22 protein-coding genes and 1 pseudogene are annotated in these 21,394 nt (G+C 40.3%); 3 read left to right on the forward strand and 20 right to left on the reverse strand.

The window, feature by feature from the left end:
* Positions 1–62 precede the first annotated feature (62 nt).
* Positions 63–503 (forward strand): cell wall hydrolase, encoded by a 441-nt coding sequence (locus ACNAZ4_RS05705; RefSeq protein ID WP_415813259.1) that lies wholly within the window; start codon positions 63–65, stop codon positions 501–503.
* Positions 504–679: 176 nt separating this feature from the next.
* On the opposite strand, the gene ACNAZ4_RS05710 is transcribed toward ACNAZ4_RS05705, so the two are convergent.
* The 9 genes and pseudogenes from ACNAZ4_RS05710 to ACNAZ4_RS05750 all read right to left on the reverse strand — a co-directional run bounded on the left by ACNAZ4_RS05710 (position 680) and on the right by ACNAZ4_RS05750 (position 9,386).
* On the reverse strand, positions 680–1,363 hold the full coding sequence (locus tag ACNAZ4_RS05710) for a type 1 glutamine amidotransferase domain-containing protein (RefSeq protein ID WP_415813260.1): 684 nt from the start codon (positions 1,361–1,363) through the stop codon (positions 680–682).
* A gap of 247 nt (positions 1,364–1,610) precedes the next feature.
* Positions 1,611–2,165: a GNAT family N-acetyltransferase gene (locus tag ACNAZ4_RS05715; RefSeq protein ID WP_415813261.1), complete on the reverse strand. Its 555-nt coding sequence runs from the start codon at positions 2,163–2,165 to the stop codon at positions 1,611–1,613.
* A 141-nt stretch (positions 2,166–2,306) separates the two neighbouring features.
* Positions 2,307–2,826 (reverse strand): annotated as a pseudogene (locus ACNAZ4_RS05720) (GNAT family N-acetyltransferase).
* A gap of 180 nt (positions 2,827–3,006) precedes the next feature.
* Complete coding sequence (locus ACNAZ4_RS05725) at positions 3,007–3,981, reverse strand: sigma-70 family RNA polymerase sigma factor (protein WP_415813263.1); 975 nt, start codon at positions 3,979–3,981, stop codon at positions 3,007–3,009.
* Between the two features lie 164 nt (positions 3,982–4,145).
* A complete protein-coding gene (locus tag ACNAZ4_RS05730; protein ID WP_415813265.1) occupies positions 4,146–5,000 on the reverse strand; it encodes an alpha/beta fold hydrolase in 855 nt (284 codons plus the stop codon).
* A 43-nt stretch (positions 5,001–5,043) separates the two neighbouring features.
* On the reverse strand, positions 5,044–5,880 hold the full coding sequence (locus tag ACNAZ4_RS05735; protein ID WP_415813266.1) for an aminoglycoside adenylyltransferase domain-containing protein: 837 nt from the start codon (positions 5,878–5,880) through the stop codon (positions 5,044–5,046).
* A 214-nt stretch (positions 5,881–6,094) separates the two neighbouring features.
* A complete protein-coding gene (locus tag ACNAZ4_RS05740; RefSeq protein WP_415813267.1) occupies positions 6,095–7,900 on the reverse strand; it encodes a S9 family peptidase in 1,806 nt (601 codons plus the stop codon).
* A 299-nt stretch (positions 7,901–8,199) separates the two neighbouring features.
* Positions 8,200–9,114: a hypothetical protein gene (locus tag ACNAZ4_RS05745; RefSeq protein WP_415813268.1), complete on the reverse strand. Its 915-nt coding sequence runs from the start codon at positions 9,112–9,114 to the stop codon at positions 8,200–8,202.
* Between the two features lie 125 nt (positions 9,115–9,239).
* Complete coding sequence (locus tag ACNAZ4_RS05750; protein ID WP_415813269.1) at positions 9,240–9,386, reverse strand: hypothetical protein; 147 nt, start codon at positions 9,384–9,386, stop codon at positions 9,240–9,242.
* Positions 9,387–9,583: 197 nt separating this feature from the next.
* On the opposite strand from ACNAZ4_RS05750, the gene ACNAZ4_RS05755 reads away from it, so the two are divergent.
* Positions 9,584–9,709, forward strand: a complete 126-nt coding sequence (locus ACNAZ4_RS05755; protein WP_264188227.1) for a hypothetical protein — start codon at positions 9,584–9,586, stop codon at positions 9,707–9,709.
* Positions 9,710–9,756: 47 nt separating this feature from the next.
* Here the strand turns inward: ACNAZ4_RS05755 and ACNAZ4_RS05760 are convergent, their stop codons facing one another.
* A complete protein-coding gene (locus ACNAZ4_RS05760) occupies positions 9,757–11,295 on the reverse strand; it encodes a DUF4145 domain-containing protein (RefSeq protein WP_415813270.1) in 1,539 nt (512 codons plus the stop codon).
* 200 nt (positions 11,296–11,495) lie between these two features.
* Here ACNAZ4_RS05760 and ACNAZ4_RS05765 point away from each other — a divergent pair, with 200 nt between their 5' ends.
* Positions 11,496–12,005, forward strand: coding sequence for a CBO0543 family protein (locus tag ACNAZ4_RS05765; RefSeq protein WP_415813271.1), 510 nt, complete (start codon positions 11,496–11,498; stop codon positions 12,003–12,005).
* A gap of 39 nt (positions 12,006–12,044) precedes the next feature.
* Here ACNAZ4_RS05765 and ACNAZ4_RS05770 read toward each other — a convergent pair whose 3' ends face one another.
* From ACNAZ4_RS05770 to ACNAZ4_RS05815, 10 genes are all read right to left on the reverse strand, one after another.
* Positions 12,045–12,263, reverse strand: coding sequence for a hypothetical protein (locus tag ACNAZ4_RS05770; protein WP_415813272.1), 219 nt, complete (start codon positions 12,261–12,263; stop codon positions 12,045–12,047).
* A 94-nt stretch (positions 12,264–12,357) separates the two neighbouring features.
* Positions 12,358–13,236 carry a proline iminopeptidase-family hydrolase gene (locus ACNAZ4_RS05775; protein ID WP_415813273.1) on the reverse strand — a complete coding sequence of 293 codons (879 nt, stop codon included), beginning with the start codon at positions 13,234–13,236 and terminating at the stop codon, positions 12,358–12,360.
* Between the two features lie 12 nt (positions 13,237–13,248).
* Complete coding sequence (locus ACNAZ4_RS05780; RefSeq protein WP_415813274.1) at positions 13,249–14,169, reverse strand: DMT family transporter; 921 nt, start codon at positions 14,167–14,169, stop codon at positions 13,249–13,251.
* Positions 14,170–14,360: 191 nt separating this feature from the next.
* Positions 14,361–14,876, reverse strand: coding sequence for a YhcN/YlaJ family sporulation lipoprotein (locus tag ACNAZ4_RS05785; RefSeq protein WP_415813275.1), 516 nt, complete (start codon positions 14,874–14,876; stop codon positions 14,361–14,363).
* Between the two features lie 145 nt (positions 14,877–15,021).
* Positions 15,022–16,188 (reverse strand): YeeE/YedE family protein, encoded by a 1,167-nt coding sequence (locus tag ACNAZ4_RS05790; protein ID WP_415813520.1) that lies wholly within the window; start codon positions 16,186–16,188, stop codon positions 15,022–15,024.
* A gap of 847 nt (positions 16,189–17,035) precedes the next feature.
* Positions 17,036–17,911, reverse strand: a complete 876-nt coding sequence (locus tag ACNAZ4_RS05795) for a phosphotransferase family protein (RefSeq protein WP_415813276.1) — start codon at positions 17,909–17,911, stop codon at positions 17,036–17,038.
* Positions 17,912–17,934: 23 nt separating this feature from the next.
* Positions 17,935–18,465: a P-loop nucleotide/nucleoside kinase family protein gene (locus tag ACNAZ4_RS05800; protein ID WP_415813278.1), complete on the reverse strand. Its 531-nt coding sequence runs from the start codon at positions 18,463–18,465 to the stop codon at positions 17,935–17,937.
* A gap of 157 nt (positions 18,466–18,622) precedes the next feature.
* A complete protein-coding gene (locus ACNAZ4_RS05805; RefSeq protein ID WP_415813280.1) occupies positions 18,623–19,384 on the reverse strand; it encodes an SDR family oxidoreductase in 762 nt (253 codons plus the stop codon).
* Positions 19,385–19,529: 145 nt separating this feature from the next.
* On the reverse strand, positions 19,530–20,450 hold the full coding sequence (locus tag ACNAZ4_RS05810; RefSeq protein ID WP_415813281.1) for a phosphotransferase enzyme family protein: 921 nt from the start codon (positions 20,448–20,450) through the stop codon (positions 19,530–19,532).
* A gap of 65 nt (positions 20,451–20,515) precedes the next feature.
* Positions 20,516–21,379, reverse strand: coding sequence for a phosphotransferase family protein (locus tag ACNAZ4_RS05815; protein ID WP_415813282.1), 864 nt, complete (start codon positions 21,377–21,379; stop codon positions 20,516–20,518).
* Positions 21,380–21,394: the final 15 nt, after the last annotated feature.

Consider the following 21,394-nt stretch of genomic DNA (forward strand, 5'->3'; position numbering starts at 1 on the left):
TCCTGAACCCTTTAACATTATGACAGGCTGTTACTAATATAATTTCTATAGAGGTGATTAAAATGCCAAGGGCAAATTATACGGATAATGATGTTGCACTGGTGGCAAGGATGATGAGAGCGGAAGCCGAGGGTGAGGGGCAGCTGGGAATGCTGATGGTGGGCAATGTGGTGGTCAACCGGTTAGTTTCCAATTGCCTGGATTTTAAAGATTTACGTACAATACGATCAGTGATTTTCCAGATACAAGGTGGGAACTACTCGTTTGAGGCTGTACAGAAGGGAAATGTCTTTTATAACAGAGCAAGAAGTGTTGAGAAAAGATTGGCGAAACAAACCTTGGATTACTGGAGACAGCACCCTTCCAAGTTTGCTCTATGGTATTTCAATCCTTACGCGCCATGTCCGCCAACATGGTATGACCAGCCTTTTGCCGGACAGTTTAAACAGCATTGTTATTATGAACCAAAGGCAAATACCTGCGAAGGCGTCTATACCGGGTAGGAAAGCCGCATAATTGTGCACAGAAAATTTTAGTACTATCAATCGCTAAGAAACTGAAATATCGTCAATTCTTACTAAAAATCCGACGTAAGGAATCCCTTACGCCGGATTTTTATTTCCGTCAAGATTTATACGTAAACCCTTCTACGGGAGAACGATTAAAGTCTTAACTCCTCTTACTTCCTATTCTTTTCAAGTGCCTTCACTAACTCCTGTCCCATCAACTCTGAAGAAAATGGGTCACGGCTTGTGACAAGCTGATCGTCTGCCCATACAGCATGCCCTGTTTTTTCAAGGTCACCCTGATCATATTCGCTGATTTTTCTCATTTCCTGCTCCAAACTGAAAGGCAGGATGTCCAACAGACCCTCTGGCTCCATTTCGTCTGGATAGCCTGTCACCTTTTTGCCAGCGATGAAGCTTTCCCCATTGGGACGCTTCGCGAATACAAGTGGTGCAGGACCATGGCATTCTGCTGCAACAATCCCGCCTGCATCTTGGATTTTGTTCATGATGTTATGCAAATCCTGATTTTTTGCCAGATCATACATTGCACCATGACCGCCGACAATAAGCACGACATCATACTCAACTGGATTTACATCAGAAAGCTTAACCGTGTGATCAGCTTTGCCAGATTCGTAAAGTTCCTTATAAATGCCTTTCGGATCATAATCCTCACTTATACTCACCTGATCAATTTGGGGCTTGCCTCCAAGCGGCGAAGCCAGGTCAACCTGATGGCCGGCCTCTTCAAGAAGCTGCATCGGCGCGAATAATTCCTCTCCCCACCAGCCAGTTTCATAATTATTTTTATCATCCTTATATCCACTTGATAATACTGCAAGTACTTTTGCCATTAATAAAAACCTCCTCTATTGATTCCAGGGTTTATTTTCCCTATTTTAGTCCCCATTACTCATTTAAAAATTTCCATTCAAAATGAAAACGCCTGGAAACCCAGGCGTTTAAGCATAATTCAATTTATCATTAGCCACTAGATCAGGGTCCAGGAAAAATATACAATCTTGTTTAACCGTATTTCTATATAGCTTTGTCAGTTTTCATAGGAGGTCCTGAAACTTCAATAAGTAAAAATTATTTCTTTCAAATTTTATCAAAGTCTTGCTTCAACAAAGAATACATAAATAAATCATCGAATTTACCACGGGTAAACTCATAATCCCTTAATAATCCTTCATTTATGAAACCCAACTTTTCTACTAACTTTTGTGATGAACAATTCGGTGGCTCTATTAATGCTTCTATCCGTTGGAAATTCATATGCTGAAATCCATAGTTAATAATTGCTTCAACTGCCTCAGCAGCTATCCCTTTTCCCCACAGGTCTTGACTTAATTCAAAGCCAATTTCGGAACGGAAGTGTTTAGAAACAATGTTATGAAATCCACAACTGCCAATCACGACTCCTTGTTCCTTTAAAGTAATTCCCCATCTTCTACCTGTTCTGTTGTTATGTATTGATTGATACCATGCTATCTCATCCAATGCATCGTTAATCGATTCAAACGGTTCTAATCCATAGTATTTCATTACCTCTTCATTAGACATATACTTGAAAATGCTGCTAGCATCCTCATTCATAACTTTTCTTAATACTAATCTTTCGGTCTCAAGTATAGGAAACGTATCAAAATCCATGGTAAAAGCAACATCTCCTTAAAGATATTCCATTTTATTAACCTACTTTTTTCAAAAACTGTTATCCTTTATGAATATTCCCACCTAATTGCAGGCGTGGGAATAATGCTGCCGTAATAAATAAACAGTACAATTCTACTGCTAGTTTTTCAATTCCAAATCTGAAAGCAGCATCCCATACACCATGCTATCTGTCCATTCACCCTTACTCCAATAATCCTTGATGAAATGAGCTTCTTTCCTCATCCCTATGCGCTCACAAAGCTTTTGAGAGGTTTTATTCCTTGCATCAATGGTGGCTTGTATACGATGAACATGAAACTCACTAAATAACATTTTGACTAAAGAACTCACCGCATCTGTTGCACAACCCTTTAACGAAGCTTCATTAGCAAAACAATAACCAATTTCAACAGAATCTTTCATACCTGTATACCAGACAGATAGATCTCCAATGACTTTGCTATCATTTACTACTGCTAAACTTAACATTGAATCTTTTGTCTATCTTCTTATTAAATTTCTCCTTCATATTTTCCTGTGTCCACTTATCATGCAAAAGATATCTACATATATCATCATTATTGTAAAAGTTAAAAACATCTTGTAGATCGCTAGTTTTAAACGGCCTAATTTCTAATCTTTCCGTTCTGAACTCCAAAATAAGACCTCCAACTCCAGTCCGCCATTTAATCCAGGATTATATTTAATATCTAAAATGAACGGTAAAATATTTTCGTTTTAATCCTTATTGATAAATGAAAAGTTTTACAAAAATGCGTCAATCCTTCTTGAATCAACGCATCAGTTTGAAGATACAGAGTGAATCTTTTACATATTTTTATCGATTATCAACTACAGATTCAGAACTCCAATCGACTACTGGTTTATCTAATTGAGGAGGAAAATTTAATTCATCAGCGGCAGCAAAAATAAATTCCTTACAGAAATAAAAGCTTTTATGAAGCACAATTTTCTCGTTCTCTACCTCTTGATATTGTATGTCATGAATCATCCTGGTCCCATCTGCTGCATCAAAGAAAACAATAATAACATTTTTACCCCAAAGCAGATGCTCCTCTGCTCTGAAGCCAGGCAGGCCAAAACGCATAGACCCAGAGCGCATTTCGTCTTTTGAAAATTCTTGAAAGCCCATTGGAGCCTCATTTTGTGCGTGTTCACACATCAGTTCTAAAACTTTATCAACGTCGCCCTCATTTAATGCTTTTAAATAGGATTGTACGACTTTATTATTATCTGCTTTGTCTAAGGAAGGAGGACGTTGATTTTTTTCTCGAATAGGATTCTCAGACAGTTGCTTTTGCATTCTCCTCACGGTTGCATAAACAGCACCAGGTGTCGTTTGAACCATACCTGCAACTTCCTTAGCGGTAAATGTAAAAACTTCTTTAAGAAGAAACACCGCTATTTGACGCGGGTTAAATAATTCTACTAGGTACGTTATCGCCTCTTCTGCATCAAAGCTGTCGGCATTATATTCTACCTCAACGTCCTCTTCTTCCAGGTGACCTACAATACGCTTTTGTTTCCGGCAATGATCAATCCAAGTGGTCGTAGCTATTCTGTAAAGATAAGACTTTGGATTGGTAGGGTGCCATCGTTGATAGATACTTCCATATGCCTTAACCATAGTTTCCTGGAAGAGATCCTCGCCATCCCACGGAGAACCTGTTAAATAGCGACAATATTTCCATAATCCCTCCCTAAATTCATCAATGATCTGATTAAACTCGCCCTTCAATTCGCGATTTTTCTCAGTAAATGCTACCATTTGGTTTTCTTGTGATTTTCCCATAGTTACCTCCTTTAATTCACTCACTATGTATAACGAATGGGATAGGCAAAATTATACGCATACTTGAAAAATAGCTTAATAATTTATAATAGAATGACATTTTATAAGGGGAATGCTAGATTTGACCTTAACTCCTATCAAATGAAAGATAAGCGGGGAATCATTCAAATTGAACCCGTTTCTTTCAAGTAAGTTGAGATGACTTGTCTAAACAATGGTTTTTCCTCTAGGAATGGGTAATGATTGCTTTTATTAAAAATAAACAGTTGTGATTCTGGAATTAACTCATTCATTTCAACGGAGAAAGAAAGCGGGCATTGGACATCGTATCGGCCACTTATAATTAATGGCTTAGCTGAGATCTTCCTTAACTCACGAGTTACATCAAAGATCATTTCTTCTCTAATAAAAAAATTCATTCTTGGAGCAGACATCTTTTTATGTATACCTACAGAAAAATATTCATCATACTTATCTGGATGAAATAAAGATAACTTAGTTCTCTCTTTTGAGAGCCGTTCTCTTTCACTAGCTGTTAAGTCAGACCTTTTTAACATCTCAATAAGTTGCTGCATTGAGTCGAACTGTGGGTGGTCTGGATGATAGATACAATCAGGGGATGAATTAGCATATTTCCTCGCTGCAGACCCGACAATGATCAGTGAATTAAGCGACGATGAAAAGTGAATGCCATAAAGAACTCCTATCATACCTCCTGTCGAGTGACCGGCATAGCTCCATTTGGAATAACCTAAAGCTTCACGGATTGACTCGAGATCGTATACAGCATCAAACATGCTTAGCTCATGAGACTCCATTGGTTTTCTAGAGTTTCCAGCTCCTTTTAAATTCACCAGGTAAACCCTGTTATTTTCCGTAAAAGAATCTGCAAAGTAATCACCTGTATGATTAAATTCCGAGTAATGATGCGTGACGCAAATTGGTGTACCTTCTCCTTTAACAAAAACCTCAAACTCACCTCGGGCAGTTTCAATTATTTTCGTTTTCCAGTAGGACATTACCATATCTCCCTCCTTTCAGGGGTTTTGCGAAAAATAGGGTTTAAAATGAAATTTGGTTCTTAAAGCTATTATTACAATAACCAATGAGAAATCTGGAGAATCTCAACGTAACTTCCAGTCTCTCCTTCTCTGAGTTGAAAATCTCTGACATTTCACATCTGCGTATATTCATAGCTTCTTTAATAATATCGTGCCATTCTGCTGGTAATTGACATAAACCATATTCCCCGGCATCAAGCTTGGAAACAATATCATTTTCCTTGATCGTATAGAATTGGCGAAGTAATCCGAGTACAGTCCACTCTATTTCAAAATCTAGTGTGCTGCTCGGAAGCTTTAGTAATTGTTCCATTGAAGCCTCTGCCGTTTGAACTCTGTTTGTCCAGTAAGAATTCATATTTGCAAGTACATAGGAATACAACTGATGCGGCTGAATATCAAAATGAAATCCCTCTGGTTCTTCCTCCAAAATGGAAATTCCCTTTCTTTTTAGCACCCACCATGTGATTGGGTTAAAATTAAAGTAATCACCAAAACTGATTTCACCGTTGTTGTAATACGGGTATTTATAGTCATTTTTATCACTGCCATCGTATAGTTTTCCTAAGTCCTCACGGAGTGCATATACTCCGTCCAATTCCGGCTTTTCATATTTATTTGCTATTTTTCTATGTATAAATGTTAAAGCATCTAGGTCTTTTTCTGTTAAACGTCGATTCGTCAATGTGATAAAGTCGATGTCACTTGAATCTTCGACGTAGGCATTCAGGGCAATTGATCCGTGCACATATAACCTTTTCATTGTTCCGGGAAAATGTTCATTAAATAGATTCATATATTCCTTTAAAACTGTATGTACTACTACTGGAATTCCCATCAATTAATCTCCTCTATTTCTAACTTCGCGAAAATTCATAAATTATTTACATTTCAAACTAAAATAAATTATGTTTATTTTAACATAAAATACCATATGCAGACTGATGTCCTTTTAACGAATGAAAAATGGCGTGGAGAACTCCCACGCCATACGTTTGAGATTTTATTTAACCAGAGCTTTTACTAGAGGGGTAAGTCCCCCAGCACACTCCCTATTCTGCCAATACCTTTTCCCCGACAAACTGATCAAAAAATTCAAGGATCGTCCGGTTCACAAGGATTTCATTTTCTTTTTTCGAGAATCCATGGCCTTCATCCTCCAGCACCAAGTACTTGACTTCATGGCCCTTTTCCTGAAGTGCTTTGACAATCTGGTCCGATTCCTGCTTAACAACGCGTGGGTCGTTTGCACCCTGGATGATCAGCATTGGCTTTGTCATGGTATCCAGATAAGTGATTGGCGAGTACTCTGTCAATTTATCGTAGTCCTTGACAGGGTCGCCAACCCATTGATTCATGATTGGTTTCCAGTGCTCCGGAACTGATTCAATGAATGAAAATAGGTTCGACGGCCCGAAGATATCAACAACAGCTTTGAAATATTCCGGATGACGGCCATGCAACAGAAGTGCCATATATCCACCAAAGCTTCCACCCATCAATAATGTCTTATCCCTGTCAGCCAATCCGTGCTCGTAAAGGTATTCAAGGCCAGAGATATTATCAAGCCGCGGTCCTTCTCCCCAATTTCCCTCGACCATCTTAGTGAACGCCAGTCCATAACCGGTTGATCCGCGGAAATTCGGTGCGAAAATGCTGTAACCTCTATTCACAAGGAACTGGAACATCGACCGGAAAAACTTCCTTTCAGCTGCCTGAGGGCCGCCATGCGGCCAAAGGATGACATGACCATTGCTTACTTCCTCTTTCGCTTTGAAAAATAATCCTTCCATCGCCAGTCCATCATAGGATGGGTAGGTGATCACTTGAGGAGTCACAAGTTCTTCTTCCTTCACACCTGGAACAGCAAGGTTGGTCAATTGCTTCCATTCACCACTGTCCGCTTCCAACATGAAAATATTATTCGGCTTTGTAGCTGAACCGGCCAAAATATACACATTTCCGCTCTTGGCAACCGCACCGCCCTGGATGATCGAAGCCGGATGATTCATATTTTCATATGATTTGTCCTCAAGACTGTATCGATACAAATAATCTTCCACACCCTTTGTCGTGACAAAAAAGAGATTATTGGAACTCTTATCATATCGAATCGCACCAAGTTCTTCTTTTTCAATCGAAAGGACCTTTGAAAATTCATGGGTCTCCAAATTGAACTTTGCCAGATAATCAAAATCCTCTCCAAAGGTTGTGACAAAATAATATTCGTTTCCAACGAATACTCCCTCACCGACCGTAAATTGCTCTTCCGTTTCCGGTGTCAGGGAATACGACTGCCCATTTTGAAAAATATAGCCAGGTGCATATGTATTCGCATATTGCTTGATATAGGCAAAATGATTCTCGTCTTCGTCAACAGCCACTAAGAAACATGCAGCACCTTCACCCTCAACGACAATGTCTTCCACATCGTTTTCAATATCATAACGGTATATGTTCAGGAAGGTCTGATTGCCTTTTGTTGAAGTATAGTAGAGACGCTGGTCATCCTTTGACAAAAACGGCAGCATATGGCGGTGGCCCTCAGCCGTACGGAGTGGTACCATTTCGCCTCCTGCAGGTGGAAGTGCATAAAGCTGCCCGTTTTCATCGCCATCCTGGTCAAAACCAACAACCAAAAACTTGCCTTCATTTGAATAGCGCAATGCCTGGCAAGTCTGATCAATGAACGTCAGCGGATACGGATACTGGTTAGGCAAATCCATCGCCCACAAATTATACTTGCCTGTAAAATTCGTACTGAACACCAATTGTTTTTCATCCGGGCTTACTGTAAAAGCTTGAATATTAAACGTACGATAAAAATTCTCAACATCTGGCTTCTTAAACTGAATCAATTCCCCATCCCCTATTCTTTTAGAAATTTCGATCTATACTGAAAACTTAAACAAAGTTTTCTACTTCTGTCTAGGATAATACTCATATTTCTCTCGACATAATCATGCAAAAATCTTCTCGCTGGCGTGATATATTAAGAAACCTCTAGCTGGAAAAGCTAGAGGCAGGTGCAAATATAAATCAAAACTAAAATAGCCCAAAACTCGACAAACAGTGAAAATAAAGTCAAATCCTGCGCTTACCCGAGAAATAATTTTGTAGGTTCATGACCTGGAAAACAAAAAGAAAAGTTTAATATTTATTCAAACGGCACATCATAAGGTTCCCGTGTCTCCGGGTCGTACTGGAAAATGCGATAAAAATCTTCAGAATCTGCTTCTTCATAGTCCATGTCGACTTCGACAAATTCCCATTCCCGCTCAGAAAGACCATAAACTTTCCAGGGAATTTTATGGTCCTTCAATACTTTTTTTATCGCCAATGAATCTTTCAAATTATATTTGTTATACGATAAATCCCCCATCTCGATCGTGCGGCCATCCTGCAGACGAAAATAGAAGGACCACTTAAAACTTGAGGTTGAAGTTCTGTGAAATCCGTCGCTTGACACCTGGCCGTCAATGTCCACAGTGTCGATTTCAGACCAGGGAATTTCCTCTTTTTCTCCATGTTTTGAAACGACAATGCCATCGGTCCTGACTGCCTGATAATCATCTCTCGTAATGAAACCAAAAGTAACCGCTACAGCTAACGATATGAAAAACATCCATTTAATATGTCTTTCCCTCGTTTTCCAGCCATTGATAAACAAATACATTGCCGGAAAATAAGCGAGAATCCCGGCAAACACCATGACATAACCCATCCACTCCTGGGACATCAGCTGCAAATAGACATCGTTGGGGGAAGAAACGAGGCTAATCTTATTCCTCGATGAGTCATCCACGATGTTGATTAACAACGGTGTGATTACGGAGAAAAACAAATAAAGCCTTAACGGAAATAGTTGACCTTTTTGCAATTTGAGCATTTCTTTTCCATTAACGATTAAAAGCCCCAGCCAAAAAGGTAATAAGCCAAAAACGAGATAAGTTAGTATGAATCCAATTGAGAAATCCTCATAAAGATAACCAGTCGCTATCCCTCCGGTGATAACGGAAAAAATGCAAATTATGTATCCGATAATGTTTTTAAATTTAATGAAGATCTTCAAACTCCAGCTCCCTTCTAGTAAGCGACTATTTGATCCCTTTAGTGAATATACGATTAAGACAGTGATAGGTTTCAATTATAATATAAAAGGAGCCTTCCTATATTGAAAGGCTCCCATTGATTTATTTAATGAACACGGATGATTTCATAAATATCTTCATCGTGATGAACTCTAGTATGCTTTGATTCGATTCTGTCAAACTCCTCATGCCCGACCTTTGGCAATTCTCCAATCCACCAGTTTTTAAATTCATAAATAAGGTCAGCTAACATTTTAATTCCTCCCGGAAAATGAATAATGTTTTATTTACACTCTCATTATACTTGTGAATAGTTTCACAAGTAAAGCGCTTTCACTATATCCGGAATAGCAAAATTATATTGAATTATGGAAAAATTATTCTAAATTGATAATAGAATAATCACAAGTTTTTTGAACATAATACTCCTGTTCAAAAGGAGGTGTTGGCATGCCTAATCAAAATGATAACAAGTTTAAGAAGATTCAGTCTGAAAGCTTCAAGCAAGGGAAATCACAGGAAGAATATGCTGCGGAACTTGAAATGAACAAACTGAAAGCACAGAAGAGGAAATAATATGGACAAAAAAAATGCCGTGGATTGATTCACGGCATTTCCAAGTTTTATTCAGCATTCAATAATGGAATCTGCACCTCGGCACCCAACCGGCTAAGCACCTTTCCAAGTGTCTCAAGTCCAGACTTAGGGTTGATTTTCGTCTCCAAATAATAGACTTTCCCTGTTGTTCCGGACTCAAAGGTATGCAGCTGGGTGAATGGACGTTGGTCTGGATGAATCGGCTGCAAGGCGATGGCATACCGTTTGCCGTTATCGGTGGAACCGAGAATGATACCTTCTCTGACCATATCGTAAAGAGGAAGATGGTTGTCCTCCATCCATTTCAAGGCATTCTTCCAAATCGCAGGCACACTGGTTCCCTCAATTCTGGATTTCTTACTGCCAAGCTTCACATCTACAAACAACATATCCCACTTTTTGTAGCTTTTCCGCTCTGTTGAAAAATCGTCCTCCTGTTGACCCGAGTTTTCAGCAACTTTTGCCTTCAGCTGCTCATACAGTTTTTCGACCGTGCCAACACCGACATTGTCATACTTAGCTAAAATGACTAGCTCCATTGGCAGCTGACCGACGGTGTAAATCTGGTCTTCATTCAACTGCCTCAACAAACTGGGAATCCCCGTGAATACCTCAGCAGTCAACGGAACCTTTTTCAGCTCATCTGTCACGACAAGATGATTCGCTTTGTAAAAGAAAAACAGTTCACCCTGGCGCTTCAGTGTCAAGTTCCTCCGCACTTTCTCTTCTTCAATGAAAATCCCAAGCTCCTCGAAAAACTGTTCATCGTTTTTTTCACTATAACGCTTAACATTCTTATGCAAACCTTCAAGATTACTTGGCAGTTCACTCATGATTCGAGCCTCCTGCTCGGCACCAAGTCGAATCAAAAAGGTTTCGGACTTATCAAAACGCTGCGGCAACAGGAACGCATCCCGCAGGAAATATGGAATTTTAAGGGATCTTCCTTTGTAAGCGATTGTCCTGATTGGCGTAAAACCCGGTGTCTCCTGTACTTCATTTGCTATCGGCGCAGCAACTGCCGCCGCCACTTCTTCCATTGCCTTTTTCTCAGCTTGTTGAGCTGGCGGGTTCTTCAACAGCTCCTCCAAACCCTTCAACCTGATCTCAAGTTCGGTCATATCGAAAACCTTCTCTGCCTGTGGAGAAGGATCTTGATATTCTGGCACTGCTACATCAACAGGACCGTACACCTCGACATACCATTTGACGATGCTGTACAAAGATTCCCATGATAAAAGCGCCTCAGAATAGCGGAACATCCGAGCATCATGCGCCGCCTGGTTTCCCATTCTCCGTACTAAGTGCAAGGCATCACGAATTTCAGGAATCAAATATCCCTGATCATTGAGCAAATCCAGCCTTTCCTTCAGCCCCGTACGAGGGTCCTCTGGTATTTCCTCATGTTTAGTCACCTGCAGTAAAATGTTTTCGATAAATACCCGGGAATGAGTCAGCATCGTTCTTGGACTGGAAAATATACTATGCTCCAATTCCTTGGCCAGCAAAGCTAGTTCCTTCGAAATCGGTTCTAAAAATTGATAGAAATATGTATTAGAATTCATTTTATGCTCCCTCGATTTTATTCTCCTCTGATTTTATCATATTAATGCTTCTTTGAAAGACTCGGCCCGACATTGGGAACAGTTCATCAATATACAAAAACTTACTCCAGAAACTAATATACAAATGTTTTTAGGAATGGTTTTTATCCACATATTTTTTTATGAACAGGGCAATTTATAGGTCAGGAGGCGGCGTACACATGAAAGACAGAACCATATTAAATATCTTGACCTTATTTGGTATTTTCGGAAGCATCTTTTTTTTATCGAGAAAAAAATACAAATTTAAGGATTGGGTCCTTATTTATTTTATTAAGACCCTGGTCTCTACCATTTTTGACGGTCCAGTCATAAAGACAAGGTATGTTAAATACCCACATCGCTATTTTCATAAATTTTTCGATTCCAACATTGTTTTTTTATACGTCCTTTTTCCTTTATCATGTGTGATATATAATCAATTCACCTACAAAATGAATCCTTTTAAGACTATATTAAGCGTGCCGCTATTCAGTGGACCAATGACGATATTGGAGCTTTGGCTTGAAAAGAACACTGATTTAGTTGAATATCATAAAGGATGGAATAGCTATATTACGTTTATGGTTCTTTCATTTACGTTTTTGTTGGTTAAAGGGAGCATGGAGGGAATTATTTTATTGGATAAAAAATTCAACAATTCTTCAAAAACAAATGAACATGTACATTAATGAAAATAAAAGACCCCTCAAACGTAGAGGGATCTTTCATCATGCATATTCAATACCGGCAGCCTTCACTTTATTGATATCCCCGGAACTGCATGGGGTTACGCCATATGTCATACCGCAGCTAGGGCAATTAGTGATGACCGTTGCCATTGTGAACATTTCACCACAGTCGCAGGCAATCCGGTGTGCGACACGCGGCTTGATTTTTTCTTTACCTTTGCTTTTCACATGGTCGACGATGGCCTTTCCATCTTCCAATCGAGAACATCCACAGCTCATGAAAAAAACTCCTTTATGCTTGATTAACACTGTTAACATATCACAAAGGATTCATGAGGGAATATAGTAAAAGTCACACCTTGCGATCAGCTTTTTCAAGAAACTCCCCAATCACCCGCACATACTCTTGTGGCTCCTCTATGTATGGCATGTGGGCACTTTTTTCAAAGATATGGAACTCTGATCCTGGGTTCATCTGGGCATAATACTGCGTCGATTCCGGAGTTGCCTCATCAAAACGGCCGCATGTATAAAGTGTGGAACATTCGATTTCGCTCAATTGCTGGGTACAATCGAAGGTTTTAAGATTGCCTTTTACCGTGAATTCGGAAGGTCCCCACATCGTTTCATACACAACAGTGTTCCTCATTCCAGCACCAGCCTTTATCCACTCCAAATCTGGTTCACCACGGAAGACAAATTCCTTGTTGAACACCTTGATTGCAGCATGGAACTCTTCTGAATCTGTTTCGCCGCTTTCTTCGCAGCGTAAAATGGTCTGCTGGACCTCAGCCGGAAGCTTGGCGATATTCCTCTTCTGGTCCTCTTCCCACATCGGAGCACTCAAGCACGGGCTTGAGAAAATGACACTTTTCACGGCAATTGGCTTCGTCAGCACATATGCGGCTGCCAATGTCGTACCCCAGGAATGACCAAGAATATGTACTTCGTCTAGCTTCAAGGCTTCGCGAACCTGTCCAAGCTCTTCAACAAACCGATCAATTTTCCATAACGAAAGATCATCCGGCCGGTCCGACTTCCCACAACCTAGCTGATCGTACATCACCACCGGGCGATCCTTGCCAAGTGCCTTTAATCCTTTCAATGAATACGTCGAGGACCCTGGTCCACCATGTAAAATCACCACCGGTGTCCCTTTTGCATCTTTATTGTAAATCTCATACCAGACTCTTCCGCCGGTAACCCCCACAAACCCTTCTTCGTACATCATCTCATCCCCCTCCTATGCTTCCTCTGCTAATTGTACAGTTTTCTTTTTGGTAAAAGAAGTGATGAACACTCCTACAAAAACAAGGCATCCGCCAAGGACTTGCGGCAAAGAAATTACCTCCCCGAGAACAAAGAACGCAAACACGGTGCCAAACACCGGAATCAGATTCAACGATATCGACGCCTTGGACGGCCCAATCAGCTCAACCCCACGATTCCATAATAAAAAAGAACAAATGGATGGGAAAATCCCTATGTAAAATAGCGCACTCCATTCCTCAAGTCCTACAGTGCCTACCGGGACTAGGAACAGTTCAATTGCCACCGCAGGAATCATCAACAAAAAACCAATCGTCAGCGTAAATCCAAAAATCGCTAAAGAAGGTATTTGACCGGAAATCTTCTTAATAAAAATAGAATACAAAGCCCACGATATCACAGCCAGAACCATGATCAGGTCACCAATATTAAAGTGCAAGGATAGCATCCTTTCAAAGGATCCATGCGTAATGACAACAAGCACCCCAAGCATCGAAATCGCCATCGACACCCAGTACCTGAGCTCCATCTTCTCCCCAATCAACAACGCTGACAGAAGGAAAATGAACAAAGGACTCGTGCTGTTCAATAAGGTCGCATTTATGGCCGTTGTATAATTGACAGCCCAGTAGATCAGCAGATTAAAGCCAATCACACCGGTAACCGCCAGGAACAAAAGCAGCTTGAAATGCTCACGTAAGGCCCCTCTTTCATACTTGAACAGCCTGATGATGACCGGGGACATAATCAGCACCCCAATTGCCAAACGTGTGAATGAAATTGTCACCGGCGGAAGCGAACCAGCGAGAAACTTGCCTGCTACCGCATTACCGCCCCAGAACAAAGCAGCGATGACTAATAAGAAGTAAGGTGCATTCCCAATTCTCTGCAGCATCTCTCTCCCCTCCTCTTTTTATACGGTTGGATTACCATAGTTTATATTTATTCTGCAAAACACTCAGATTACCTGCTTAATTGGATAGGAAATGCTGGATGATTGGTTTGGAACTTTTAGTATACTTCCAGTGACATGCACAAAAAAGGCGTTAATCTCTTTTTAGATTAACGCCATGTTATTTTAAACGGTTATCTAGCTGATGGGAAAACTCGTTGAACCATTTCCCTGAATTGATCATACAGGCCCCGTACAGGTTTTCCATTCTGAATTTGATTGCCATAATCACTCATACGGTCAACAAAATCTGGGTTACTTGAAACATAAACATTATCTATACTTTTATCTGTAGATTTTACTTTGTCAGAAATTTTATTTTCGAGATCTTTTCTGATATTTCCAGTTTCGCCATTATTCAAAACAACAGCTACATATGCAGTATGATCTGTAACAATAACATGTGCCCTTCTAACTTCCTTTAAATCCTCGATTTTGTTTTTAACATCATCGTGAACTCGCATTTGGACATCATTATTGTTTCCATCGAGGTTATCATTAAGAATTCTCGCCCCTCTGTCAGTCTGGTCGTAATTCTGAATCCTTGTATTATTGTTATCCCTGACATCTTCCCTGGCTCCATTGTTCATCGCACATCCTGCACTTAAAGCAACGGTTAATAAGATTGTTAACCCTTGAAAAAACTTCATGTTCTTTCCTCCTAATTTTTATTTCAACTATAGAGTTTCCAAACAATCCGTTTTTATGTATTAACCTTCATCTTGTGCTTGGATGCAAAAAGGCTCGGAGTAAAATTCATACTCCGAGCATTTAAAGCACCTTATTATTAATCAACTAACAAACCGAATCATTTTGTTTTGGATTTTTCAGCCCGAATAATGGGCGGATGAATAATGCTACCATCGTTCCAAGCATCGCCATGATTGCCCACACCCAGCCATGAAGACTGAAACTTGCGATACCGCCAAAATACGCACCGATGTTGCAGCCAAAAGCCAGCCTAGCTCCGTAGCCCATCAATAGACCGCCAATAATTGAAGCTCCTGCAACTCCAGGCTTTATTTTTCCGGGCTTGAAGTTACCTTGTGATGCTGCTGAAATGAGTGCACCAAGAATGATTCCAAAGTTCATGACACTGGTGGAATCGGCAAGAACGGAATTGTTCAGCGCAGCAATATTGGCGTCCGTTGCGAAATATCCCCAAGTCGTCACATCAATACCCAAGGTCATCAATGCTTTTCCTCCCCAAAGGGCGAAAGCAGAAGTGATTCCCCAAGGTGTTCCGCGGACTGTAAGAGTGAGAGCATTCAACACTGCAAGGACAATAGCTGCAGCAAACAGCGGCCATGACCCGCGCAATATCTTTTTCCAGCCAGTAGTGGTTGGAAGAGCCTTCATTACCGGCGCTTTCCTTCTTTTAGCAATCTGCAGTGTGATCCAGTAGATCAAGGCAAACAGAACAAGCTGGACTGCCAGTGCACCCCCGTATCCCAGACCCGTAGAGGTGGCAAGCGAGATCGGAGGAAGTGCAGGTGTATCTTCCATCCAGAATGAGAAGTGGTACGCACCGAGAGTCGAGCCTGCAACAAACGATAAAAGGGTAAGAATCATGGAAGAAGATCCTCCGCCAAGCGAATAAAGCGTCCCTGATGCACAGCCATTACCAAGCTGCATTCCAATACCGAACATGAATGCACCTACAAGAACACTGACACCGACAGGCGAGACATAACCCTTAGGTTCAATGCCGGTAAAACTAAAACCAGTGCTTAAAATAATCGCAAAAAGCGTAGAGGCCACTGCCAGCATAAGCATATGTGCCTGAAGCCCCTGTCCGTTCCCAACAGCCGCAAACCTTCTGAAAGCCGATGTAAAACCGAAGCGGGCATGCAGAAGAGTTGCTCCGAGGGCAAGACCAATAATGAACAGCACACCCTGCGTCCCATTTGCAATCGCCAAAATCGCGATCAGCAAAATCACAGAAGCCAGAACACCAAGCATGACAAACGGCTTCTGGACAGGATTCAGCTTAGTTACTACTGTCGTTGGTGACAAGTTTATATTTGACCTATTAGCAGAATTATTATTAACGTTTAGTTGAGCCAAACTAAACACTTCCTTTTCTTATAAGTTTAGTCGGATTTATAAAAAGTAATTATAACGGATGAAGTATATTATGTAAAATGTTTTTATTTGGATATAAAAATCGATTAAAAACAGAAAGGAAGTGCAAGCATAGAGCTTTAAACAAATTTAGCGGTTTCGAGTTCGGTTTTGTCCGAGCATAGTTCTACTTCAGACAAAGTCAGCGGAATTTGAGTCGATTTTGTCTGAACATGGCTCTACTTCGGACAAAATCAGCGGAATTTGAGTCGATTTTGTCTGAACATGGCNCTACTTCGGACAAAGTCAGCAGATTTAGCTACAGTTTTGTCTGAACCTGGTTCTACTTCGGACAAAGTCAGCAGATTTAGCTACAGTTTTGTCNGAACCTGGNTCTACTTCGGACAAATTCAGCGGATTCNGATTNAGTTTTGTCCGAACCTGNCTCTACTTCGGACAAAATCAGCGGCCCCGACTTCCGTTTTATCCGAACCTGGCTCTACTTCAGACAAATTTAACGTATTCAGCTTCGGTTTTGTCCGAACCGGACTCTACTTCAGACAATTTCAGCGGATCCAGCTTCGGTTTTGTCCGAACCGGACTCTACTTAAGAAAATTTCAGCGAATCTGGCTTCCATTTTGTCCGAAACTGGCCCTACTTCGGACAAATTCAGTGGATTTGGATTCGATATTGTCCGAACCTGGTTCTGAAAAGACCTTACTCATTAATTGCTGCCTAAACCACCTACCTATAATCCTGTATCCCGTTTTCAAATGCCTGTGTGTCGTCATTCTCAACTCCATGCAATGCTTCTTGCAGTGCGAATGTACTTTTATAGAATTTTACGCGGTCAGCTATTTCTGCACCGCCTGGGTAAAGACTAATGCACATATTAAAAAACTCTTCTCCATAGCTTGCAAGTATGCCTGCAAAGTCATACGCCGGATCTCCCAAGCCAGAACCACCAAAATCGATGATGCCTGATATTTCATAACTACCTGGATTCCATAAGATGTTGGACGCTCCGAAATCACCGTGTATGAGTGTTGCCTGTACATTCGAAAGTGCCTCTCCTTTTAGAAAACCCAAAAACGACTTCGATACTTTCTCCTGTGCAACATTATTCATAAAAGGATAAAGTTTTTGTTGGATCTTCTCGTAAAGTTCGTACATTTCTTCACGTGGATGATGAATCTCAAGATTCAGTTCCCTACTTACTTTTTCTCCAGTAATCGAATGGATTTCTGCAAGAAAAGCAATAAGTTGCGCTGCGAGCCCTATAACCTTCCCTTTATCCTTGATTGCTAGTAGACTTTTCCTCCAGAAAGGCTCACCATCAATAATTTTGTATCCAGTAAAGACCTTCCCTGGGTCTGACTCATGAAAGAAATTGTAAATAAGATCAGGAGTAGATACCGAAACGTTCGTTCTTATATACTTTAAAATTTCCGCTTCTCTTTTTAATTGGATAATCCCACTTTTATATTTTGGAAATCTAAATACAAGCGAATCATTAACAATCAAGACGTCATTATTCTGACCAATCTCATTTAAACGATAATCATTAATGGAAAGGTCAGGATACACCTTTTGAATGCTTACAATCAATTTATCTTTCATTTCATACTTCTCCCCCAAAAACCTCAATAAACGAATCGCGGATTTCCCAATATTTCATTGAGGGTTTGATCCAGGTCGCTAAGATTCATTTTAGAAGTCTCAAGTATGTAGTTCAGAGCGATTCCAGATTCTTTAAACTCATTCATCAAGATGATGGAGCGCTCTCCCGTCCTGTTTTCTCGTTGATTATCTCTGGCTATTAGTGTCTCGGAATCAGTCCATAAAACGATATATTTCACTTCTGCATTTTGGTTTAATAAGTGGTTGCTTAACCATTCGGCATCCTTTGGGAATGTAACAAAATCGATCACAACATCAGTCCCGGATTGTAAAAAATTCTTTGTAAGACTTAAGATATTTCGCCAAATCAGTTGATGTTCTTCTTCACTTTCCCACGGCTTTTTTCTACCATTAATATGCATATGACTGACATAATCACCAGAGATATAAGCACTTTTGCTGAGTTTCTGAGCCACTTGAAGAGATGTTGTCGTTTTACCAACACCTGCTGGACCTGAGACTATATAAACCTTATTTTTTTGAAGGCTTGCCATGAAATTTCTCTCCCTTTTAAAACGCCAAATCTTACTCTTAGAATAAAGACTTTATTTTTATTCTTTATTTTTAGGAATAATCCTGCTTTAAATTTACTGAACAATAAAAAAGATCGCCTCCCCTTAGCGACCTTTTACCTTTTCTAAACTTGCTTTCTTATAAAATTGTGTTTTTCAGATTTTCGTACATGGTCCTTACCGACTCATCAATTTCATCACGCGACATCTTTCTCGCACTTTCAGAACGTGCATAACCAATTTCCGTTTCGCCTGCTTCAAGGCCTTTAAAAATTGCATCGGAAAACTCATCTACTGGAGTGCCAAAGGTATGCAGACCTGCTCCGCCTAAATCGGTATTAACTGCTGGCGGTGCAACTTCGATGACCTCAATGGATGTATCTTCAAGCTGATGCCGTAGGCTCACCGTAAAAGAATGAACAGCTGCTTTCGTAGCCGAGTAAATCGGCGCAATCGCCATTGGGGTAAAAGCTAATCCAGATGATACATTCAGGATCGCACCATATTCTTTTCCGGCAAAGTGTGGCCCAAACAGCATGCAAAAATGAAAAGGAGCCTCGATGTTGGAAGCTATTTCTTGACTGTAATAATTCCAATCTTCCTTTGCGTTCGCTTTAAGAACATTGTATCGCTGCTGGATGCCTGCGTTGTTTACTAGAACATTCACATCAGGGTGTTCGCTCGTTACCCAGTCGAATAATGCAATTCGATCTGATTCATTGGTGACATCACAAACCCGTATGACCAGTTCAGGATATTTCTTTTTGGCTTCCTGGAGCTTCGCCTCTCGTCTGCCGCAAATTATTACTTTATTGCCTGCTTTTATGAACCTCTCGGCAAACGCAAATCCGATTCCTGCAGCCCCGCCGGTAATAAGTACTGTATTCCCTGATAGTCTCATCAAATCCCTCTTTCACTTAAGATTGAATCCCTCATAATAAGTTTAACGATCGTTTCCTGATTGATTCATTAATCTCAACGTTTCATGTAAAGTAAATCAAATATATATTCCAATACCCTGAAATCTGTATTTTTACAACATCTGTTCAAAGTAAAAACTCTTCCCAACTCTGTAGATAAACAGAAAAATCTACGATACCGGCATATGGCAGCTGATTCTCTATTACATCCTTCAGGTTATTCAGGGTATGTTTTTGCCATTCCTCCAGTTGGTCCAAGTCCCACTTATGTAAAAATAGCTGGTATAAGTAGATTTCCCTTAGTTTAAGAAAAATCGGTATTTGATTAATAGTGACCTCATGGATTAAGTTTTCAGCCTGATAACCAGCAAAGAAACTTTGTAAAAATTCGCGGCAGAAATCTTCTGTCAGCCCATTAAAGGACTCCTGCTGCCAGTATGCATGGTAGAAGAATACAGCTATATCCTGGGCGAACCAATTATACGAACATTCATCAAAATCGATTACAACGATATCCCCTTGGTTGCTGACAATAAGGTTTCCCTGATGAAAATCATTATGGATGAGTCCATATGTATCCGCAGCAATTGGATGCGTCAGCAGTTTCCCTATTAAATCCTCATATATCCTCTTCATACCAGGTTCCAAATTACTTTTGATAGAAAAAACATCCTGTTTGTCTTTTGTCCAAACAGGACGGTATACCTCGGTAACTTCGTAGGTTTTAGATAAAGCATGCATCCTTCCGAGGATCCTGCCGAACTTTTCAAATGTCTTGTTATTCCAGAACGCCTGATTCGTAACCTCTACCGGATTTCCTTCAATATATTCTAAAAAAGTACTTATACGGCCATTGTAGTTTCTTATTTTCATTTCCGCCAAAGGTACACGTACCCCGTGTTTTTGCAAAAAATCCATCCATTCAAGTTCTTGAAGGATGCTCTTTTCTGTTTTATGGACATCCGAAATTCTCAGGATTCTATTTTCACCCTTAAGATAATACACCTCGTTATGAAACCCGCCATTTAATCTTATCTTTTCCGCCACTCTATTTACCGCCTTTTTAAGAGAAATCACCTTTCCCATTTTACAAGAAACGATTTACCTCTGAGCTATTGTAAAAAGTATTTTAACCTTGCTAAATTTTCCTCTAGAAACACAGCATTTTTCTCAATGCCCCTACGTTTACACCAGCCAATACTATTGAACGCATCGGTAAATTGGTAAAAAGGGAAGACTGCTTCTAGGTCAATTAATGGTCTTATACTGTTGTAACCTTCTCGAAAGGCACAATATAATGTAGAATCAAAGCGTAAAAAATCCCTATACAGTTTGGTAAAATCAACTTCAGTCGACCCAAACCGAACGCTTTCAAAATCAATCATTCCTAAAACCTTATGACGGTCAACGATTATATTCGCAGGGCGAAAATCCATATGTACAAAGCTTGGCCCATCTGGGGATGGCAGCTGGCCTTTAAGAAGCTCAAATTGGTCAATCGCTTTATCGTATAATTGCGGATCCACAATATCTTTTACTTCAACGGCAAAACTATAAAATTGCTGTTCAACAAAATCGGACCAGTTAGCGAACTCATTTTGTATGCCAGTTAACTTTTTTCCAACAGGCGGACGAATTGAATGCATTTCCGCCTGTAGAACTCCAACTTGGAAAGCCGCTGAGGGGGAAACTTCAAGTGATAACGGTTGCCCTTTTAATTCAGATAATAAAAAAGCACCCGGACACTCCTCATCGCCATGCCAATAATCCAGCAACTCAGGAGTGGAAACAAGTCCTTTTAATATTTCATAGGCTTCCAACTCCCGCTGAAACTTCATTTTTGTATAAGGAATCTTCAAAAAAACATATTCACCATTAGACAAAGCACATCTGAAAACTGTTGAACTAAAAGAATCTTCAACCTCATTCATCGTTTGAATCGGCAATCCCAACTGTTTGACAACTTTATTAATCATTACAAGACCGCTCCT

Source organism: Mesobacillus thioparans, assembly GCF_965138835.1.
Classification (GTDB): Bacteria; Bacillota; Bacilli; order Bacillales; family Cytobacillaceae; genus Mesobacillus; species Mesobacillus thioparans.